Here is a 17,155-nt window from a genome sequence, read left to right as displayed (position 1 = left end):
TCTCCGTCAAAGGTTACATCGTCAAGATCGTTCAACAACGGACGCTCAGACCGAGCGCCCCTACAGGGTGCAGTCACGGCTAGTATCTAGTCGGAGGGCGTCCGTCCTCTAATCTCTAACCTCTAGTCTCTAACTTCTAACCTCTAATCTCTATTTACATATCTTTACAGGGAAATTCGTCCGATTCCCTCCTTTCTCGAATATCCACGTGGAGAATCTCAAATCTCCACGTGGATATTTTTTATTTTCCACGTGGGCGTGATTCATTTCCTCCGAAGTTTCATTTGATTCCTCCGAGGAATTTTTTATTTCCTACCTGGGAAATAAAAATTCTCCACGTGGGAATTTCGAAATATCCACGTGGAAATCACTTTTCCTCGACACGATACCGTTTTGATATGTAGTCAGTTCTAAATTATTGTAGCGAGCTGGCGTTGAATTTGCCCAGCTAAGGCTGATGCATCATAATCGCTCTGTCAGAAGCTACACATTAGCGACAAGCGAGGAATAGAGAGGCAGATGAGCTCTCTGTATATAATATAATGCGTCAGCCCTGTGAGATTGCTCACTGAGGGTAAGGCATAGTCTAGAAAATTCGTATATTTGCGGGCAGTTAGGTACACTTTTTCCTCGAAAATCAAGCGGATTTTCCGAAAATGGCACTGTAACCATCTGAAATTCAGCACGTCTTAAAATTAGCTCTCGCAGAGCATCTTCCATTAGAACAAGGATTAAGACTTCACTTCTTTTTCACCAGTCCTTTGACCGGTGGCTCTCGCAGAGCATCTTCCATTAGAACAAGGATTAAGACAGAAAGTGGTTGGTTTTTCCACTCTACTTTAATATACTCGCAGAGCATCTTCCATTAGAACAAGGATTAAGACTATTATTGTTCTTGATCATCGCTTGTTAACCAAGCGCTCGCAGAGCATCTTCCATTAGAACAAGGATTAAGACTCTCACATACTCCTTGCATGTGAGAATTGTTAGGACCTCGCAGAGCATCTTCCATTAGAACAAGGATTAAGACATAGTTTCTGTAGTGTCTACGGTGATCCGTAGACCTCCTCGCAGAGCATCTTCCATTAGAACAAGGATTAAGACAGGCACGTCTAATAACCTTATCCTCTGGAAGACGCTCTCGCAGAGCATCTTCCATTAGAACAAGGATTAAGACAAGAAGATGTGTCCATTTCGAGGATTCTCGACCACCTCGCAGAGCATCTTCCATTAGAACAAGGATTAAGACTGCTCCCTAATGCACTTAGTCATTGAATGACATAAGTCTCGCAGAGCATCTTCCATTAGAACAAGGATTAAGACTGAAGAAGAGGTTTCCATTCTTAGGATTCCTCATTACTCGCAGAGCATCTTCCATTAGAACAAGGATTAAGACAGCTGTCCTCATCCACTTCAGAGGACACGTGTGTCCTCGCAGAGCATCTTCCATTAGAACAAGGATTAAGACGTGTCCACATAGACGTGAGCGATCGGGTTGCTGTCCTCGCAGAGCATCTTCCATTAGAACAAGGATTAAGACTAGTCCTTTACAAGCTTTACCTTGAAGAACTCAACTCGCAGAGCATCTTCCATTAGAACAAGGATTAAGACATCTCGTAAGATATCGGGCTAGAGATAGCAATTACCGCCTCGCAGAGCATCTTCCATTAGAACAAGGATTAAGACGGTTGATTTCTTACGTTGATGTAGAGCTTGGTTGCCTCGTAGAGCATCTTCCATTAGAACAAGGATTAAGATGCAACCTCTGAATTCTTGATGTTGATCATTTGTTTACTCGCAGAGCATCTTCCATTAGAACAAGGATTAAGACCATAGTTTTGATTGGTTTTAATGATTAGGCAAACAATCTCGCAGAGCATCTTCCATTAGAACAAGGATTAAGACAGGACTTCGTCCGTTTCCTTGTCGCTCGCCTTGCCGTCCTCGCAGAGCATCTTCCATTAGAACAAGGATTAAGACTTGATGGGGTTGTTGTTTCTGAGTCCTCTTGGCATACTCGCAGAGCATCTTCCATTAGAACAAGGATGTTGAGGAGAGAGGTTGGGACGAATAAGAAGAGGAGACTGTTGTGTCAACAGGCTCCTCTTATTGGTATACGTCTTGCTTTGATACAACGGACGCACGAGCCGTGCGTCCCTACAAAGGGCTACTCGTCTCGTCGTTTTGGAACGGATGCATGAGCTGTGCGTCCGTACAGCATCGCTACACGTCTTGCTTTGACGGGAACGGACGCACTCCGACTAGATACTAGCTGTGCGTCCGTACAGCATCGCTAGACGTCTTGCTTTGACACAACGGACGCTCTCCGACTAGAGATACTAGCTGGGCGTCCGTACAGCATCGCTAGACATCTTGCTTTGACACAACGGACGCTCTCTGACTAGATACTAGCCGTGCGTCCTTACACGGCTACGTCTCGCTTTGACGGGAACGGACGCACTGCGTCCATACAAGTCCTTTTTTTTATTATCTTTGCGGAGAGACACATTTATAACTCTTTAGGAGCTTATAAGGAAGCATAGAGGGGACATAAAGGTGTAAACCAAAGCTACGCAATAAAAGATGGGCGAACTGAGAACGTTGCAAGTGCGATTTGACACACCGATCGCAAGATGGGAGCTACCGCTATTGCGTGGTGCCATCATCAGCTTGCTGTCTCGAGACAATACGATATATCACAATCATGAGGCTGGGGGGCTACGCTATGCTTACCCTTTGATCCAGTATAGACAGATCGATGGCAAGGCGGCACTGGTCTGTGTGGCCGATGGTGTGGATGCGCTCGGGGACTTGCTCCAAGCGGAGAGCCTAGAGACGATGATCGGCAAGCGTCACGTGACGCTAAGGATAGAGCATATCGATGCGGATAGACATGAGGTGGAGATGCGTGACGTGCCGGTGATCTATCAGCTGAGTGACTGGCTACCGCTGAATGATAAGAACTACAAGCTCTTTGAGCGTGAGAGAGGGCTGGTGGCTCGTGTACTGAAGCTGCAGCAGATCCTCACGGGTAATATACTCTCGATGCTCAAGGGGGTGGGCATCTTCGTCCCTTCGCTGCTCGAGACGGAGATTACAGCCATGACACCTATGCGATCTGTGAAGTACAAGGGCGTGCCACTGGTGACGCTCGACATACAGTTTGCCACCAACGTATCGCTGCCCGATCAGATAGGATTGGGCCGGCACGCTAGTGTAGGCTTTGGAACATTGACAAGAATTAGGAACTAAATAAAGGACTTACTCATGGGATACTTATATGGTGCCTCTGTGCAAGGAATCCAAAACTTTATCTTTCAGACGAATGAGCTGAAAGATATCGTGGGAGCCAGTGAGCTGGTGGCGCAGATCTGCACGCAGCTCTTTCGCGAGACGGTCGGAGCGTCATATCGTGATGAGGCTCTGATCATCGGTGCTGCAGGAAATGTGCGCTACTACTTTGACGATCTAGAGACCTGTGCTAAGACGGTGCGCGACTTCCCTCGTTGTGTGATGATCGAGGCGCCTGGCATCACGATCAGTCAGGCTGTCGTAGAGATGATGGGAGACTTTCCCGATAGGATCAATGAACTGGAGGAGAAGCTCCGGAGCCAGCGTAACCAGCCCCAACCTAGTCTGACGCTTGGCGCGCTAGGTATGAAGCGATCCAACAAGACGGGGCTACCTCTAGTTGCTCCTGAGGGGCAAGATAAAAGTGTCGATATGACGACAGCTGCTAAGAGACGCTATATTCACGCTCTATCGCTCGCTAAGAAAAGCTTTTATGGCACTGATAGTGACAAGAAGGTGGATGCTGATCAATACCCTTACGACATCGCAAAGCTGACGGATAGGAATGACTGGATCGCTATCGTCCATGCAGATGGCAATAGCTTGGGTCAGATCGTACAGAGTATCGGGGGAGACATGGCGCAGTACCGGCGTTTCTCCCAGCTACTAGACGAGGCTACCGAGCGTGCTGCCAATGCAGCCTTTGAGAAGCTAGGAGTACGAGAGGGCGACTCCTATCCACTGCGTCCTGTCGTACTGGGTGGTGATGATATGACGGTAATCATACGTGGTAGTCTGGCTATAGCGTATGCACAGGAGTTCATTCGTCAGTTTGAGTATCATACGGGGCGGGAAGAGCTAGGGCAGATCGTGCATAGAGCCACGAGGCTACCCTGTCTGACGGCCTGTGCTGGGATTGCTTTTATCAAGTCTTCTTACCCCTTCCACTATGGCTATAAGCTAGCGGAGGAACTCTGCAGTGCTGCTAAGCATGATGCCAAGTTTCACTTAGCTGCTGGGGAGAGCATCCCCTCGTGCCTGATGTTTCACAAGGTGGAGGATAGCTACGTAGAGAGCTATGCTGACATCGTTGAGCGCGTGCTAATGCTCACAGATGCTCTCTCCTTTGAATTCGGGCCATACTACTTAGCGGAGCGCGCTGACTACTTCACCATAGATGAGTTGCTGTCGTACTGTGATAAACTTCAGAAGATAGACGATGAGGGTGTCAAGTCAGGGCTACGCCAGTGGCTCACGCACATGCATCGGAGTGTAGACTTCGCTAGTCAGCATCTAGATCGTATGAAGAGTGTGTATAGTGGTGCTAGTAGTAAACTGGTCACAGAGCTCTGCACAGCGAAATGTAGACGAAAAGAAACTGATGATAAGGACACACCGAGGGTGGTGACTGCATATCCAGCCTTCGATGTGCTCTCGCTGTATAGCATTATGAATGTGGTGACAAAAGATTAGAAACGGAAGCGATGAAGTATCAAGTAGAATTCTTCTCTAACTGGCACTGTGGCTCTGGTCAGGCGGCTGGAGCTGATGCTGATGAGCTGGTCGTAAAGGACCCAGATGGGCTCCCCTTTATCCCAGGCAAGACGATCAAGGGGTTACTACGTGAGGCGGTGGCTAGCGTGCTACACTTCAGGGGTAGTGACGATATGACACTCGTTGACGAGCTCTTCGGGAGTGAGAACCAGCAAGGCAAGCTACACTTTACCAATGCCTCTCTGAGTGATGCTCTGACACAGCATATCAAAAACTCTGAAGCGTGTAAGGCACTACCCGCTATGCTATACCATACCCTGGCCTCTACGGCGATAGGAGATGATGGCCTAGCTAAGGATCATAGTCTGCGACGTATCCAGACGACTATCCCGTGTACGCTATATGGCGAGATCATAGGCTTGGAGTCTGAGGAGCAAGAGGCGCTGATGGAGGACGCTTTGCACTTTGTCAAGCGACTAGGCTTAGGTAGGAATAGAGGCTACGGCCGTTGCAAACTTTCTAGAGTAGAGTAATGATGGAGGTATTGAAGTTTAAGTGTGAGCTGCTGTCTGATATCGTACTCAACGATACGCCAGCTACCGAAGGTAAGGCGCAGACACTACCCTTTATCCCTGGGAGTAACTTCCTGGGCGTAGTAGCTAGCAAGTTATATGATAAGGAGGATGAGCGTAGCTTCTTGATATTTCATAGTGGACATGTGCGGTTTGGAGATGCCAACCCCTCTCTAGGAGATCGCCGTAGCGTGAAGATCCCCGCCGCCATCTATAGTCCCAAGCGAGACGGTATAAAGCGGGGGGGCTATGTAAACTATCTTATCCCTGATCCAAGCAGTGTAGAGATGAGAGCGAAGCAACTGAAGCAGGAGCGCAAAGAGTTCTATGTCTTCGATGAGAGTCAGGCCTATAAGGTTAAGGTGGATAAGAGCTTCTTCATCAAGTCTGCCTATGACTCAGCGAGACGTCGTGCTCAGGATGAGCAGATGTTTGGCCTAGAGGCACTGCAGCGAGGCGTGACGCTATACTTCTCAGTCGAGATAGATGAGGAGGCGCAAGCTTACCGCGAGGAGATCATCGGTGCACTGGTCGGGCAGCGACATATCGGACGCTCGAGGACGGCTCAGTTTGGACTCGTGGAGATCTCTCCGTATGACTTTGAGGAGCCGACGAGTACGGATAAGGCTGTCGAGCTAGGGACGGCTGGTCGGTGTGTAGCCGTCTATGCGGACTCTAGGCTGATCTTCCTTGATGACAACGGCTATCCGAGCTTTCACCCCACGGCTCAGGAGCTAGGCATAGAGGAGGGGCAGATCCTGTGGGACAAGTGTCAGGTACGCACCTTCCAGTATGCCCCGTGGAACTACAAGCTCCGCGCCTATGACTCTGACCGATGTGGCTTTGAGAAGGGGAGTGTCTTTATCGTTCAGACGAATGCGCAAGGGCTGCATGATAGGTACATCGGGAGCTACTGTAACGAGGGCTTCGGGCGAGTCCTCTACAACCCCGCCTTTCTCCAGGCAGACCCTACTACGGGGCACTCTAGCTATCGCTTTATAAAGCCCTCTACGAGTCAAAAAGACAGTGCTACTCCTGCTCCTAAAGACTTGCCTGCACTCACTGGGGCTGACCAGTTGCTGTGGAACTATCTAGAGAGTAGAGTCTCTCGTCAGAGCGAGCAAAACAAGGTCTGGAATGTGGTAAATAGCTTTGTCAAGGAGCATGGAGGACTATTCAAGAGAGATGAAGCCTTTGCCTCTCAGTGGGGCTCTATCCGCAACTTGGCTATGGTCACCTCTCAGCCAAATGACTTGATTGCGGCTATCGAAGGCTATCTCAATCATGGCGTAGCAAAGGATAAGTGGGAGAAGAACGGGCGCAAGAAGGTACTAGACAAGTTCCTAGATGAACATAAAAAAAGTGGCTCTCTGCAAGAACTCGTGATCAACCTAGCCTCTATGATGGGCAAGCACTGCTCAAACAACAACTAACCCCTCTCTGAGAAGATATGGCACAAACATTTTATCCAATCCGATACACAGCGCGGATCATCATCGAGACCACCAGCCCGCTATCCATAGGGTGTGGAGATAAAAACATAATGACCGATGCGCCAGTCCTGCGAGATGTCAATGGCTATCCTTTTATACCAGGTACTTCGCTCTCAGGTGTGATACGTCACTCGCTAGAGTCTCAAGAGCTAGGCAACACCCTCATGGGTTGGCAAGACCCGCGGGGTGGTGAGGGCTCTCGTCTCATCATCAGCGATGCTAAGATCCTCAACAGCCGTGGAGAGGTGGTTGATGGCTTGGCACCCCATGACACAGCAGATGCTGTGCTGGAGGCTTATCAGGTGCTACCGATACGACAGCATGTACGTATAGGGCAGCGAGGCAGTGCGGAGCAAAGAGGCAAGTTTGACGAGGAGGTGGTCTTCCGAGGTACGCGCTTCTGCTTTGATATGGAGCTTATTGCCGTGGAGGATCAAGAGGAGGCGGACTTTCTTAAGATTATTGACACGATCGGCTCCGACGCTTTTCGCCTGGGAGGCGGTAGTCGCAAGGGCTTCGGGAGTATACGGGTGATCTCGGCTCTCTATCGCAAGCTAGACCTAAGCCAGGAGAGCGATCTGAGACTCTATCTAGACAACTCCTCTAGTCTGCGAGACGGACGAGAGGGCTTCGCATCTTACGAACTAAAGCCTATCGCGGGTGAGGCTACGCTTCACTATGAGGTCTCATTGCAGCCTGTAGACTTCCTCATGTTTGGCTCTGGTCTTGGAGATGATGAAGCGGATCGGGTCTACGTCTCTGAGCAGCAGATCGTGTGGGATCAGGAGGGAGTAGGCTCTATCCAAGAGCGTACAGCGTCGATCCTCATCCCGAGCTCTTCGGTCAAGGGAGCTCTATCGCATCGCACCGCTTACCACTACAATAAGCAGTGTGGCATCTTTGCCGACAGGCTGGAAGGGAGCGACTTAGAGAAGGAACATACGGGTCAAAACAACAAAGCTGTGCGTCTACTCTTCGGAGGCGAGGGCGATAGTCAGGGGCGCAATAAGCGACGTGGCTGTGTGCTCTTTACCGACCTCTTTATGGAGCGTCCAGATAGTACAGAGGATCATGTCTTCAATCATGTCAAGATCGACCGCTTTACAGGCGGTAGCGTCGGAGGCGCACTCTTCTCTGAGAAGGCGGTTTATACCAACGCTCAGGAGATCAAGCTAGATATCTTCATCGACAAGCAAGCTCTAGAGCAAGAGGAGACTGAGCAAGTTGGCAAGGCTATCACCGCTTTCGAGAGTGCTCTGAGAGATCTCTGTAGCGGGATGCTTCCCTTAGGGGGTAACGTAAACAAGGGGTATGGACGATTCAGTGGTTCAATCAAAAGAAATGGCGAGACACTATGAGAGTAGAGATTCAAGATATTAATACCGAGCTGCGCTATGAGGGCTATCTCTGGCTGAGTAATGCTGATGCACCCATAGAGTATAGCGACAGCCCTCTGGATATGACGCTCTTTGAGGGGGCTAACCCATTCATCAGAGAGGGTTACCTATATAGTCAGGAGGGTAAGTGCTCCCTAACTATCAAGCACGCTGATGGACACTATCTAATCAATCAGTATGGAGTCCCGGAGGAGGATCTCAATGACCCAGAGGTGGAGCAGCTTCGCTTCGTGACTCATCGGATGTCTCAGCGCTATCTCAAGTTCCTTCGCTACTGGAGGGAAGATGAGTCGCCTGCTTGCTTAAACCTCCCCGTGAAGGTCTTCGACCGCATCGTATTTGTTGGATTTGAAAAGTAATACGCTATGTCAGTACACGCACCATTTAACTTCATACCTCTGTCCGACCAGGTATACTTTCCCTCGTGGGCAGACCAGATTTCACACGATGTGCCGTTTTCTGATGGCGTAAGTGGCAAGATCCGGCTTACGATCACGGCTGAGAGCGATATTTTCGTCCGAAATGGACAGGGCAAGGATGCTGTGGACAACCGCTTTAGCCAAGTCTCAGGTCGTTACTTCATCCCGGCCACCTCTATCAAGGGGGAGGTACGCAATCTTATGGAGATCATGAGCTTCGGTAAGATGAACCTCGACACACGGGCTAAGTTTGCACAGAGAGAGTGGAATAACACAGCCCTCTACACAATAAAGGATCCAAATGTGCAGAGGAATATCTGTTGTGGCTACCTGCGCAAGAAGGGTGACGACTACGAGATCGTAGACCATGGTAAACCGCTTCGCATTAGTCATAGCGATATAGATGATTGGTTTGGAGGAGAGGTGCTAAAGAAACACTTTAGTCGTAATTCGCACTTCGATATCAATAAGACGAAGGAAGTGGATGGTCAGACATTTGACCCTAAGACAGCAGCCTTTAAGTATCATCTCTTTAAGGATGAGGATCTCGAAAATCTCTCCTTCACTGAAGTCCGAACCAACACCTTCACCTATGTGACCTGTGCAGATCGGGGAGAGTTTACTGGCGACATAGTCTTCACTGGCTCTCCAGACCAATGGAAGGAGGAGCGTGGTATGAACGCTGGCAAGTATTACGAGTTTGTCTTCCCGTCAGAGGGGATGAGGTGCTATAGCCTCTCAGAGGAGGAGTTTGAGCATTACGAATTCATCTACAAGGACTCTGACGACTGGAACTACTGGAAGTCTCACCTCACAGACACAGACAAGGGCGTACCTGTCTTCTTTCGTGCAGAGGACAACCAGATCAAAGACTTCGGACTGGCGCTGCTCTATAAGTTGCCCTACGACATGACGCCTTATGACTTACTTCCTCAGGCTCATCAGGAGGAGTCAACGCACGATCTCGCCGAGTGCATCTTCGGCTATACCGGCAGGACGGACAGCTTGAGAGGGCGTGTACAGTTTTCCAATGCTTTCTCTACAAATGCTGAGCCCAGTGAGGAGGTTACGCTAGTCTTGGGGACTCCGAAGGCCTCTTACTATCCAATGTATATCGAGCAGACGGGGAGTAATGGTCGCACGGGTCAATATCAAACGTACAACAATGGTCGTCTTGCAGGCTGGAAGCGTTATCACGTCAGGAATGGTGTGTGGCAGAAGAGCCTAGGCAATGAGAAGCTTGACTCAACGCTCACACCTGTTCGCAGTGGTGCGACCTTTACGGGTGATATCGTCTTTCACAACTTGCGTCCTATCGAGCTGGGTGCGCTGCTCTCGGCACTAACATTTCATGGCAAACCCGATCTCTACTACCACCAGTTAGGTCAAGCCAAACCCTACGGCTATGGACGCTGTCGCTACTCAATGACACTGGAGGGTGAGGGGCTTGAAGAGATGAACTACTATATGGGTCACTTCGAGCATGAGCTGAGTGATAATCTCGGCACATCTTGGCATCAGTCACCTCAGATTCAAGAACTCTTTGCACTTGCGGGTAGTGCGGTATCTAACGAGACAGAAGAGTACAAGTATATGCGCTTGTCTACGGATCCTAGAGTTAATGAGTTCCAGGATGCCAAAGGTGGACAAAATGGAAGAGGCGATAAGTACTACTTACCCCGCTTTAGCAAGCTATCCCCAAGACATGCCTCAGGTCCAGACTCTCTATCAGAGGGTATTAAAGAGCAGATCAAAGCTCAACAGCTAGAGACCCTAAAGGCCGAGTACAATCAACGCCTAGCAGAGCTTGATACCCTATCCCTAGAGGAGGCCATACGGCAAGCAGAGCGGGTATTGATGCGTTTGAACGAAAAGATGGCGCACCGCATGGATGGGGACATACGCGCTCTTTATCAAGACTTCAGAGAGACGTTTGAGGCTAAGAAGAGTGCGCTTGAAGATCTGCAACGTCAACAAGCGGAAGAGAAAGCTCAAGCAGTGGAGAGCGCAGCCCGCTATGAAGCTGGCTTGGAGGGTAAGCTAAGTGCTACGAAATCTCTAAATGCCAATCTAACCGACATCAAGAAATGGCTGGAAGCTGTACAGGAGCAAGAGGGTCGCAAGGCACTCAACGAGGAGGAAATTAAGCTCATCGCTCAAGTCTTCCAAGAGTCCTACGACACGGCTAATGCCAAGGGTAGAAAGACTTGGAAGAACGGTAGTGCTAAGCGTACAGTGGCGAAGGTGCTGGGACAAGACTTGGCAGATGAAATCTTTGGACTTCTAAGTATTAAGTAGCTATGAGCAAGACCATCGTATCGATCCTGAGCGATCATCTACTGCCCAACTTTCTTTTCATCAAGGAGATGGAGGGGCTGTACAGCGATCTGCTCTTCATGAGTACCCCACAGATGGAGATGCAAGAGAAGGCGATGCACCTCGAGGTAGCCCTAGGTCGTAAGGAGGGGAGTGTGCGGCGCATTGTTGTCGCCAACGACAACTATAAGGAGATCCTAGACGCCCTGCGTGCGGAGCAACTCTCGGATAGCGTGGAGTATGTCGTCAATATAACGGGTGGTACCAAGACTATGTCGCTCGCTGTGCATGAGTACTTCTGTCAGTTCAACGCCAGCTTCGTCTATGTCCCAATAGGCAAAAACAGCTACTACGACTTTTCCACAGATCAGACCCATTCGCTGGATTATAGGGTCAGTCTCAATGAGTACTTCACACTCTACGGCTTAGCGTATGACTATGACAATGACTTAATCTGTGATGCACAGAGACCATTCAATCTCTTCAACGAACAGAAGATGAGCAACTTCTACCTCACCGAGGAGCTTAGATTCGCTCATAAAGCCCCACGACCAGAGCTACGTCGCTACCTCGGAGGAGAGTGGTTTGAGGAGTATGTCTATCTACGCATCAAGCGAGACTTCAAGCTGAGAGACGAGGATATAGCTAAGTCGGTCAAGATCTGTCGTCTCTCCTCTACGTCCAATGATAATGAGCTAGATGTGGTCTTCGTCAAGGACAACGCCCTCTACGTCATCGAGTGCAAGGTCTCCATGACAGGCTACGGCAAGGAACCCAAGTCTGTGGTCGACGAGTACCTCTACAAGCTCGCAGCCATCAGTAAGGACTTCGGGCTGCGAGTCAACTCCTATATCTTTACGCTACACCAGATGTGGCGCTTCGCAAAGGCTACACAAGAAAACATGAGTAAGCGTATGCGCATCTTAGGCATACGAGACATTATCGACGGCCCTAAACTAACACAACCACTAAAACTGTAAGACCAAATGCCACACCGCAAAGTATTCATCTCTATACTAGGAACGGGTAATTATGGCTCGTGCCAATATACACAGGGAGACTTTATCTCCTCTGATACATGCTTCATACAGGAGGCGACGCTGGAGTTTCTCAATGTAAAGGAAACGTGGACGGCACAAGACATCGCTTACATTTTCCTCACTCCTACTGCTAGGACTTCCAATTGGCAGGAAAATCCAGTCTATAAGGGTGGAGAGAAAAAAGACTACCGAGGATTGGCTCCCATACTAGACGAGATGAAGCTCCCTTGCCCTATTGAAACCGTTGACATCACTGAGGATGGCGACGAGCAGGGACTATGGCACGTCTTTCAAACCATCTATGACAAGCTCCAGGAGGGCGATGAACTATACATCGACATCACCCACAGCTTCCGCTACCTCCCTATGCTACTGCTCGTACTATGCAACTATGCGAAGTTCTTAAAGCAGACGAAGGTCGTTCACATCTCATACGGAAACTATGAAGCAAAGGCGACCGTCTATCCCCTTGTTGACTTGATGCCACTCGTGACGCTACAGGAGTGGACAGAAGGAGCTTCTAACCTATTAGATTATGGATTCCCAGACAAGTTCTATGAATTGTCAGATACGCAACTTAGAGCTTTATCGGCAAATGAAGAAACAAGGACGGAAGATGTCAAACGCTTGCGGAGCTTTATTGGGAATCTAAAGACTTTTTCTCAAGAGCGTATATTCTGTCGAGGATTAGATATCATAAATGGGAAAACTCAAAAACAGCTTCAGCGATTGGCAGGTCAGATTGAGAACGTTGTCATAGCTCCACTAGAACCCATATTTGAAGAAATAAAGAGATCTCTGTCGACTCCCTCTTCAAGTATGATTAATACCTGCATAGATGTAGCCCAGTGGTGTTATGATAAGCAGCTCTATCAGCAATCTGCAACGATTCTTGAGGAGGGACTGATAAGTTACTTTTCTAAAAGGCATGGTATAGCTCTTGAGGATAAAGATTTGCGTGAGCTGGTGACTACAGCTGTTACCATACTAAATTATGATATCTCCCCAGAAAAGCAGAGATGCAAACCAGAGAATAGACAGCTACTTGATGATCTTTTGAATGACAATGAGCTTAACAAGAAAAAGTTGATTGAGCTCTTTTCTGCGCTAATTGATCTACGCAATGACTATAACCATGCTGGATTTAGAGAGAAAAAAGATCGACGGGAAGTTAAGACTATGCGTATAGGAGTCAAAGACAGCTTAGATAAAGCTCATCAGGTCTTTCCCGGAACTCCTGATACGGGGATGTGTGAAGCGAATGTTGTCAAAGAGTCACCACTCTTCCTGAATCTCTCCAATCACTCGTCAGACAAGTGGAGCGAAGCTCAGCTTGATGCCGCAAGAGCGTATGGAGAGGTGGTGGATATGCCCTTCCCTGTGATAGATCCAGGAGCGACTACAGAGGAGATTCACAGACTCGCTGAGGAGTATGCCGAGAAGATCACCAGTAGCTATCCCGATCGTGACTTGACCGTTCACCTTATGGGTGAGATGACCTTCACCTTTCGCCTTGTCACCCTGCTACTCGCACGAGGCGTCCGCTGTGTTGCATCGACCACGCAGCGCAAGACGATCGAACTAGCAGACGGCAAGAAGGAGTCTATCTTTGAGTTCAAGGAATTTCGAGAGTACTAAAGTAGATCTGTGTGGCAACTCTCTACAAGCAAGACCTTACAGATAGGCAAACCTTGATGCACACAGTCCATTATCACGACTATGAGCGAGACCAACTTAGTCCTGACTGCAGATCAGAGCAAAGCCTTGGCTCAGATCCAGAGCTTCGTAGAGCAAGAGTTTAGCAGAGTACTCATACTCTCGGGCTTTGCCGGTACAGGCAAGACTACCCTCATGCGAGAGCTCGTCGACTGGCTCTTCGCAAGTGAGAGACGCTTTGTGATGCTCGCCTCCACGGGACGAGCTGCCAAGGTGCTGAGTGACAAGGTGGGAGCCAATCGCAAAGCGACATCGGCACCAGACCCAGAGACTGCAAATACGGTCGATGTAACGAGATTTGCTCAGACCATACACCACTACATCTACAAGTTTATGGGATTCAATAAAGACATCAATAAGATGCTCAAAGAGATTGAGGCCAATGACAATGTAGACAATACGGGACAGCTGCTACTGCAGTTTGGCAAGCAAGAGGCTAAGACGGAGGAACCCTCCATGCTCTATATCGTAGACGAAGCCTCTATGGTGTCTGACCTCAAGGAGCCGAACCCTAGACAAGCGATCTTTGGATCAGGTAGGCTACTTAAAGACCTCCTTGATATCAATCCGCAGGGCAAGTTTATCTTCGTAGGCGATCAGTGTCAGCTTCCCCCTGTAGGTCAGAGCGACTCGCCTGCGCTCTCGCAGAGCTATCTCTATGAAAACTTTGGCATAGAAGCTGAGGAGGTGAGGCTGACAGAGATAGTGCGTCAAGCGAAGGACAATGACATCATCCTAGCCGCTGATAGAGTCCGTAAGCTCTATGAGGATCCCCCAGCTGTAAGGTGGGGTAAGCTACCGCTACGCAACTATAAGGACATAGAGCTCGTCGATAGTAGTAAGACTCTTTTGGATAGTTACATAGCAGACGTGCGCAGGGCAGGCTACACAGCTGCGACACTCCTCTGCACGACCAATAGACTCTGCAATCAGCACGCCAAGACGATTCGCCCAGCACTAGGCTTTACCGATACAACACTGATGGAGGGCGAGCTACTCCTCGTCACACAAAACAACTTACCCTCCAATCTGCGCAACGGAGATCTCGTGCGAGTAGTCGCCTTAGGCCAGAGAGAGCGGCGAGCTGGACTCACCTTCCTCCAAGTAGAAGTTATGGAGATAGCTTCGCGACAGCTCTTCTCGCTACTACTCATCGAGGATATACTCTATTCAGGCTATAGCAATCTAGACCAAAGTGCACAGAAAAGGCTCTTCATCGACTTTCACATTAGGATGCGGGAGCGGGACATCAAGCAGCGAAGCCAGGAGTATGAGGAGCAGATGTTTAGAGACCCCTATCTCAATGCGCTCCGAGCTGTCTATGGATACGCTTTGACCTGTCACAAGGCGCAGGGTGGGGAGTGGCCTCACGTGTATGTCTCTATACCGCGCAACTTCACCCTCGAAGCCAAAGCTGCCGCCTACCAGTGGCTCTACACAGCGATGACACGAGCTAGCGAGCGGCTCTACCTCGTCGATGAATTCTATATAGAGGGTTACAACAGCGTCTCTCTAGACAACCCCAACATCGTAGCTATACTATAAATGGCCTTACAGTAGGGTTGCACGGATCGTGTTTAGCGAGAGGTGCCCGTCCCTGTCAAAGCGAGACGAGTAACGATGCTGTACGGACGCACGGCTAGTATCTAGTCGGAGGGCGTCCGTTGTGTCAAGGCGAGACGTGTAGCGATGCTGTACGGACGCTCGGCTAGTATCTAGTCAGAGAGCGTCCGTTGCGTCAAAGCAAGACGTCGCCGTGTAGGGACGCTCGGTCTGAGCGTCCATCCCCGTCAAAGCAAGACGTGTAGCCCTTTGTAGGAACGCACGGCTCGTGCGTCCGTTCCCGTCAAAGCAAGACGTATACCAATAAGAGGAGACTGTTGTACAATAGTCTCCTCTTATTATTCGTCCCAACCTCTCTCCTCAACATCCTTGTTTTAATGGAAGATGCTCTGCGAGGGAGCATTCTTCATGCTTCACAATGTAGACCGCAGGTCTTAATCCTTGTTCTAATGGAAGATGCTCTGCGAGGACTATATAGGTCACTGCAATGATGCACTGAAGAAGTCTTAATCCTTGTTCTAATGGAAGATGCTCTGCGAGGGTGGCGTTCGTTTTCAGTATTGCGGTAAAGCGGTGAAGTCTTAATCCTTGTTCTAATGGAAGATGCTCTGCGAGAAGCATAGCTAACTGCGAGCGGTCAGCCAAAGAGATGACTTAATCCTTGTTCTAGTGGAAGATGCTCTGCGAGGTGGCGTGGTCAGAGTGATAGAAACAACAGAACAAAAGTCTTAATCCTTGTTCTAATGGAAGATGCTCTGCGAGTACGACAACCGTGTCGCAGAAGAGAAACTACTGAAGTCTTAATCCTTGTTCTAATGGAAGATGCTCTGCGAGACCACGGTGTGACGGGTATCCTGAAGAGCGTGATATTGTCTTAATCCTTGTTCTAATGGAAGATGCTCTGCGAGGGCTTGGCTGGGTAGAGCCAGGACAAGAGGCCAAAGAGTCTTAATCCTTGTTCTAATGGAAGATGCTCTGCGAGGTCGAGCGTTACCTCGACTACCTCGGATACAAGCTGGAGTCTTAATCCTTGTTCTAATGGAAGATGCTCTGCGAGCCGGGGACGAGTCCGATGTGCTGAGCGTACTAGAGGAGTCTTAATCCTTGTTCTAATGGAAGATGCTCTGCGAGAGAGAAATCTGGCCTAGTTGGTTTACAAGAAGAGGGTCTTAATCCTTGTTCTAATGGAAGATGCTCTGCGAGATAACTCATGACTATATAGACCTCGCCCTTAATCAAGTCTTAATCCTTGTTCTAATGGAAGATGCTCTGCGAGAGCTAATTCTAAGACGTGTTGAGTGTCAGTTAGTTACAACGCTGTTTTCGGAAAATCCGCTTGATTTTCGAGGAAAAAGTGTACCTAACCGCTTGCAAATATACGAATTTCCTAGACTATGCCTTACTATCAGTGAGCGATCTCACGAGTAATCCGCTAGTACGGACGCACATCTCTAATCTCTAATTCGATAGTCACGTGGGAAATGCCAAATCCCCACGTGGCTATTTCTTATTCTTCACGTGGGCGAGAATCATTTCCTCCGAAGTTTCATTTGATTCCTCCGAAGTTTTATTTCGTCTCCACGTGGATAATGTTCGTTCTCTATCTGAGAAATCAACATTATCCACGTAGCTATTGCACATTTGAGTGTGAGTTCCAAAAGGCTCCTCGGTGGAAAATGGAATGTCCAAGGCTGGAAAGTTTTTGGAAAACTGTAGGCGGGGCGCATCGCCACGTGTGAGATTGGCGGAGCGGAGAGCTGGGATTGAGCTTTGTGGGCGATAGAAATAAGGAGACTGTTGCATAAAGGCGAATCGCTGTGTTGCTTTCGGGATTCGGCTTCGGTCACATACGGA

The 17,155-nt window shown here is 49.0% G+C and carries 10 protein-coding genes and 2 CRISPR repeat arrays; all 10 genes read left to right on the top strand.

Annotated elements, in window-relative coordinates; all coding sequences use genetic code 11:
* Window positions 1-701 precede the first annotated feature (701 nt).
* Window positions 702-2,053: a CRISPR direct-repeat array (repeat unit 37 nt; unit sequence CTCGCAGAGCATCTTCCATTAGAACAAGGATTAAGAC).
* A gap of 530 nt (window positions 2,054-2,583) precedes the next feature.
* The 10 genes from RDM37_RS07655 (at window position 2,584) to RDM37_RS07610 (ending at window position 15,283) form a co-directional block, all read left to right on the top strand.
* Window positions 2,584-3,252, top strand: a complete 669-nt coding sequence (locus RDM37_RS07655; RefSeq protein WP_308556434.1) for a CRISPR-associated endonuclease Cas6 — start codon at window positions 2,584-2,586, stop codon at window positions 3,250-3,252.
* Window positions 3,253-3,267: 15 nt separating this feature from the next.
* Window positions 3,268-4,764, top strand: a complete 1,497-nt coding sequence (locus RDM37_RS07650) for a hypothetical protein (protein WP_308556432.1) — start codon at window positions 3,268-3,270, stop codon at window positions 4,762-4,764.
* Between the two features lie 11 nt (window positions 4,765-4,775).
* A complete protein-coding gene (locus RDM37_RS07645; protein ID WP_308556430.1) occupies window positions 4,776-5,318 on the top strand; it encodes an RAMP superfamily CRISPR-associated protein in 543 nt (180 codons plus the stop codon).
* The gene (locus RDM37_RS07640; protein WP_308556428.1) at window positions 5,318-6,790 is read left to right on the top strand and encodes a hypothetical protein; all 1,473 of its coding nucleotides are present in this window, start codon (window positions 5,318-5,320) and stop codon (window positions 6,788-6,790) included. The genes RDM37_RS07645 and RDM37_RS07640 overlap by 1 nt, the downstream gene beginning before the upstream one ends.
* A gap of 17 nt (window positions 6,791-6,807) precedes the next feature.
* A complete protein-coding gene (locus RDM37_RS07635; RefSeq protein WP_308556426.1) occupies window positions 6,808-8,208 on the top strand; it encodes an RAMP superfamily CRISPR-associated protein in 1,401 nt (466 codons plus the stop codon).
* Window positions 8,205-8,606 carry a TIGR04423 family type III CRISPR-associated protein gene (locus tag RDM37_RS07630; RefSeq protein ID WP_298887923.1) on the top strand — a complete coding sequence of 134 codons (402 nt, stop codon included), beginning with the start codon at window positions 8,205-8,207 and terminating at the stop codon, window positions 8,604-8,606. Before RDM37_RS07635 ends, RDM37_RS07630 begins: the two co-directional genes overlap by 4 nt.
* A gap of 6 nt (window positions 8,607-8,612) precedes the next feature.
* Window positions 8,613-10,964, top strand: a complete 2,352-nt coding sequence (locus tag RDM37_RS07625; RefSeq protein ID WP_308556424.1) for a TIGR03986 family CRISPR-associated RAMP protein — start codon at window positions 8,613-8,615, stop codon at window positions 10,962-10,964.
* A 2-nt stretch (window positions 10,965-10,966) separates the two neighbouring features.
* Window positions 10,967-11,962, top strand: coding sequence for a Card1-like endonuclease domain-containing protein (locus tag RDM37_RS07620; RefSeq protein WP_308556422.1), 996 nt, complete (start codon window positions 10,967-10,969; stop codon window positions 11,960-11,962).
* 6 nt (window positions 11,963-11,968) lie between these two features.
* Window positions 11,969-13,660, top strand: coding sequence for a TIGR02221 family CRISPR-associated protein (gene csx2, locus RDM37_RS07615; protein ID WP_308556420.1), 1,692 nt, complete (start codon window positions 11,969-11,971; stop codon window positions 13,658-13,660).
* A gap of 81 nt (window positions 13,661-13,741) precedes the next feature.
* Window positions 13,742-15,283, top strand: coding sequence for an AAA family ATPase (locus RDM37_RS07610; RefSeq protein WP_308556418.1), 1,542 nt, complete (start codon window positions 13,742-13,744; stop codon window positions 15,281-15,283).
* Window positions 15,284-15,660: 377 nt separating this feature from the next.
* Window positions 15,661-16,577: a CRISPR direct-repeat array (repeat unit 37 nt; unit sequence GTCTTAATCCTTGTTCTAATGGAAGATGCTCTGCGAG).
* Between the last annotated feature and the right edge of the window lie 578 nt (window positions 16,578-17,155).

The organism is uncultured Porphyromonas sp., from assembly GCF_902489635.1.
Taxonomy (GTDB): Bacteria; Bacteroidota; Bacteroidia; order Bacteroidales; family Porphyromonadaceae; genus Porphyromonas.
Note: the sequence above shows the minus strand (reverse complement) of the source record. Positions and strands in the feature narration are given on the sequence as shown.

Bases quoted from the DNA above. Each gene is read 5' to 3' on its own strand.
- RDM37_RS07655 (WP_308556434.1), top strand. From the start codon at position 2,584: ATGGGCGAACTGAGAACGTTGCAAGTGCGATTTGACACACCGATCGCA.
- RDM37_RS07650 (WP_308556432.1), top strand. From the start codon at position 3,268: ATGGGATACTTATATGGTGCCTCTGTGCAAGGAATCCAAAACTTTATC.
- RDM37_RS07645 (WP_308556430.1), top strand. From the start codon at position 4,776: ATGAAGTATCAAGTAGAATTCTTCTCTAACTGGCACTGTGGCTCTGGT.
- RDM37_RS07640 (WP_308556428.1), top strand. From the start codon at position 5,318: ATGATGGAGGTATTGAAGTTTAAGTGTGAGCTGCTGTCTGATATCGTA.
- RDM37_RS07635 (WP_308556426.1), top strand. From the start codon at position 6,808: ATGGCACAAACATTTTATCCAATCCGATACACAGCGCGGATCATCATC.
- RDM37_RS07630 (WP_298887923.1), top strand. From the start codon at position 8,205: ATGAGAGTAGAGATTCAAGATATTAATACCGAGCTGCGCTATGAGGGC.
- RDM37_RS07625 (WP_308556424.1), top strand. From the start codon at position 8,613: ATGTCAGTACACGCACCATTTAACTTCATACCTCTGTCCGACCAGGTA.
- RDM37_RS07620 (WP_308556422.1), top strand. From the start codon at position 10,967: ATGAGCAAGACCATCGTATCGATCCTGAGCGATCATCTACTGCCCAAC.
- csx2 (WP_308556420.1), top strand. From the start codon at position 11,969: ATGCCACACCGCAAAGTATTCATCTCTATACTAGGAACGGGTAATTAT.
- RDM37_RS07610 (WP_308556418.1), top strand. From the start codon at position 13,742: ATGAGCGAGACCAACTTAGTCCTGACTGCAGATCAGAGCAAAGCCTTG.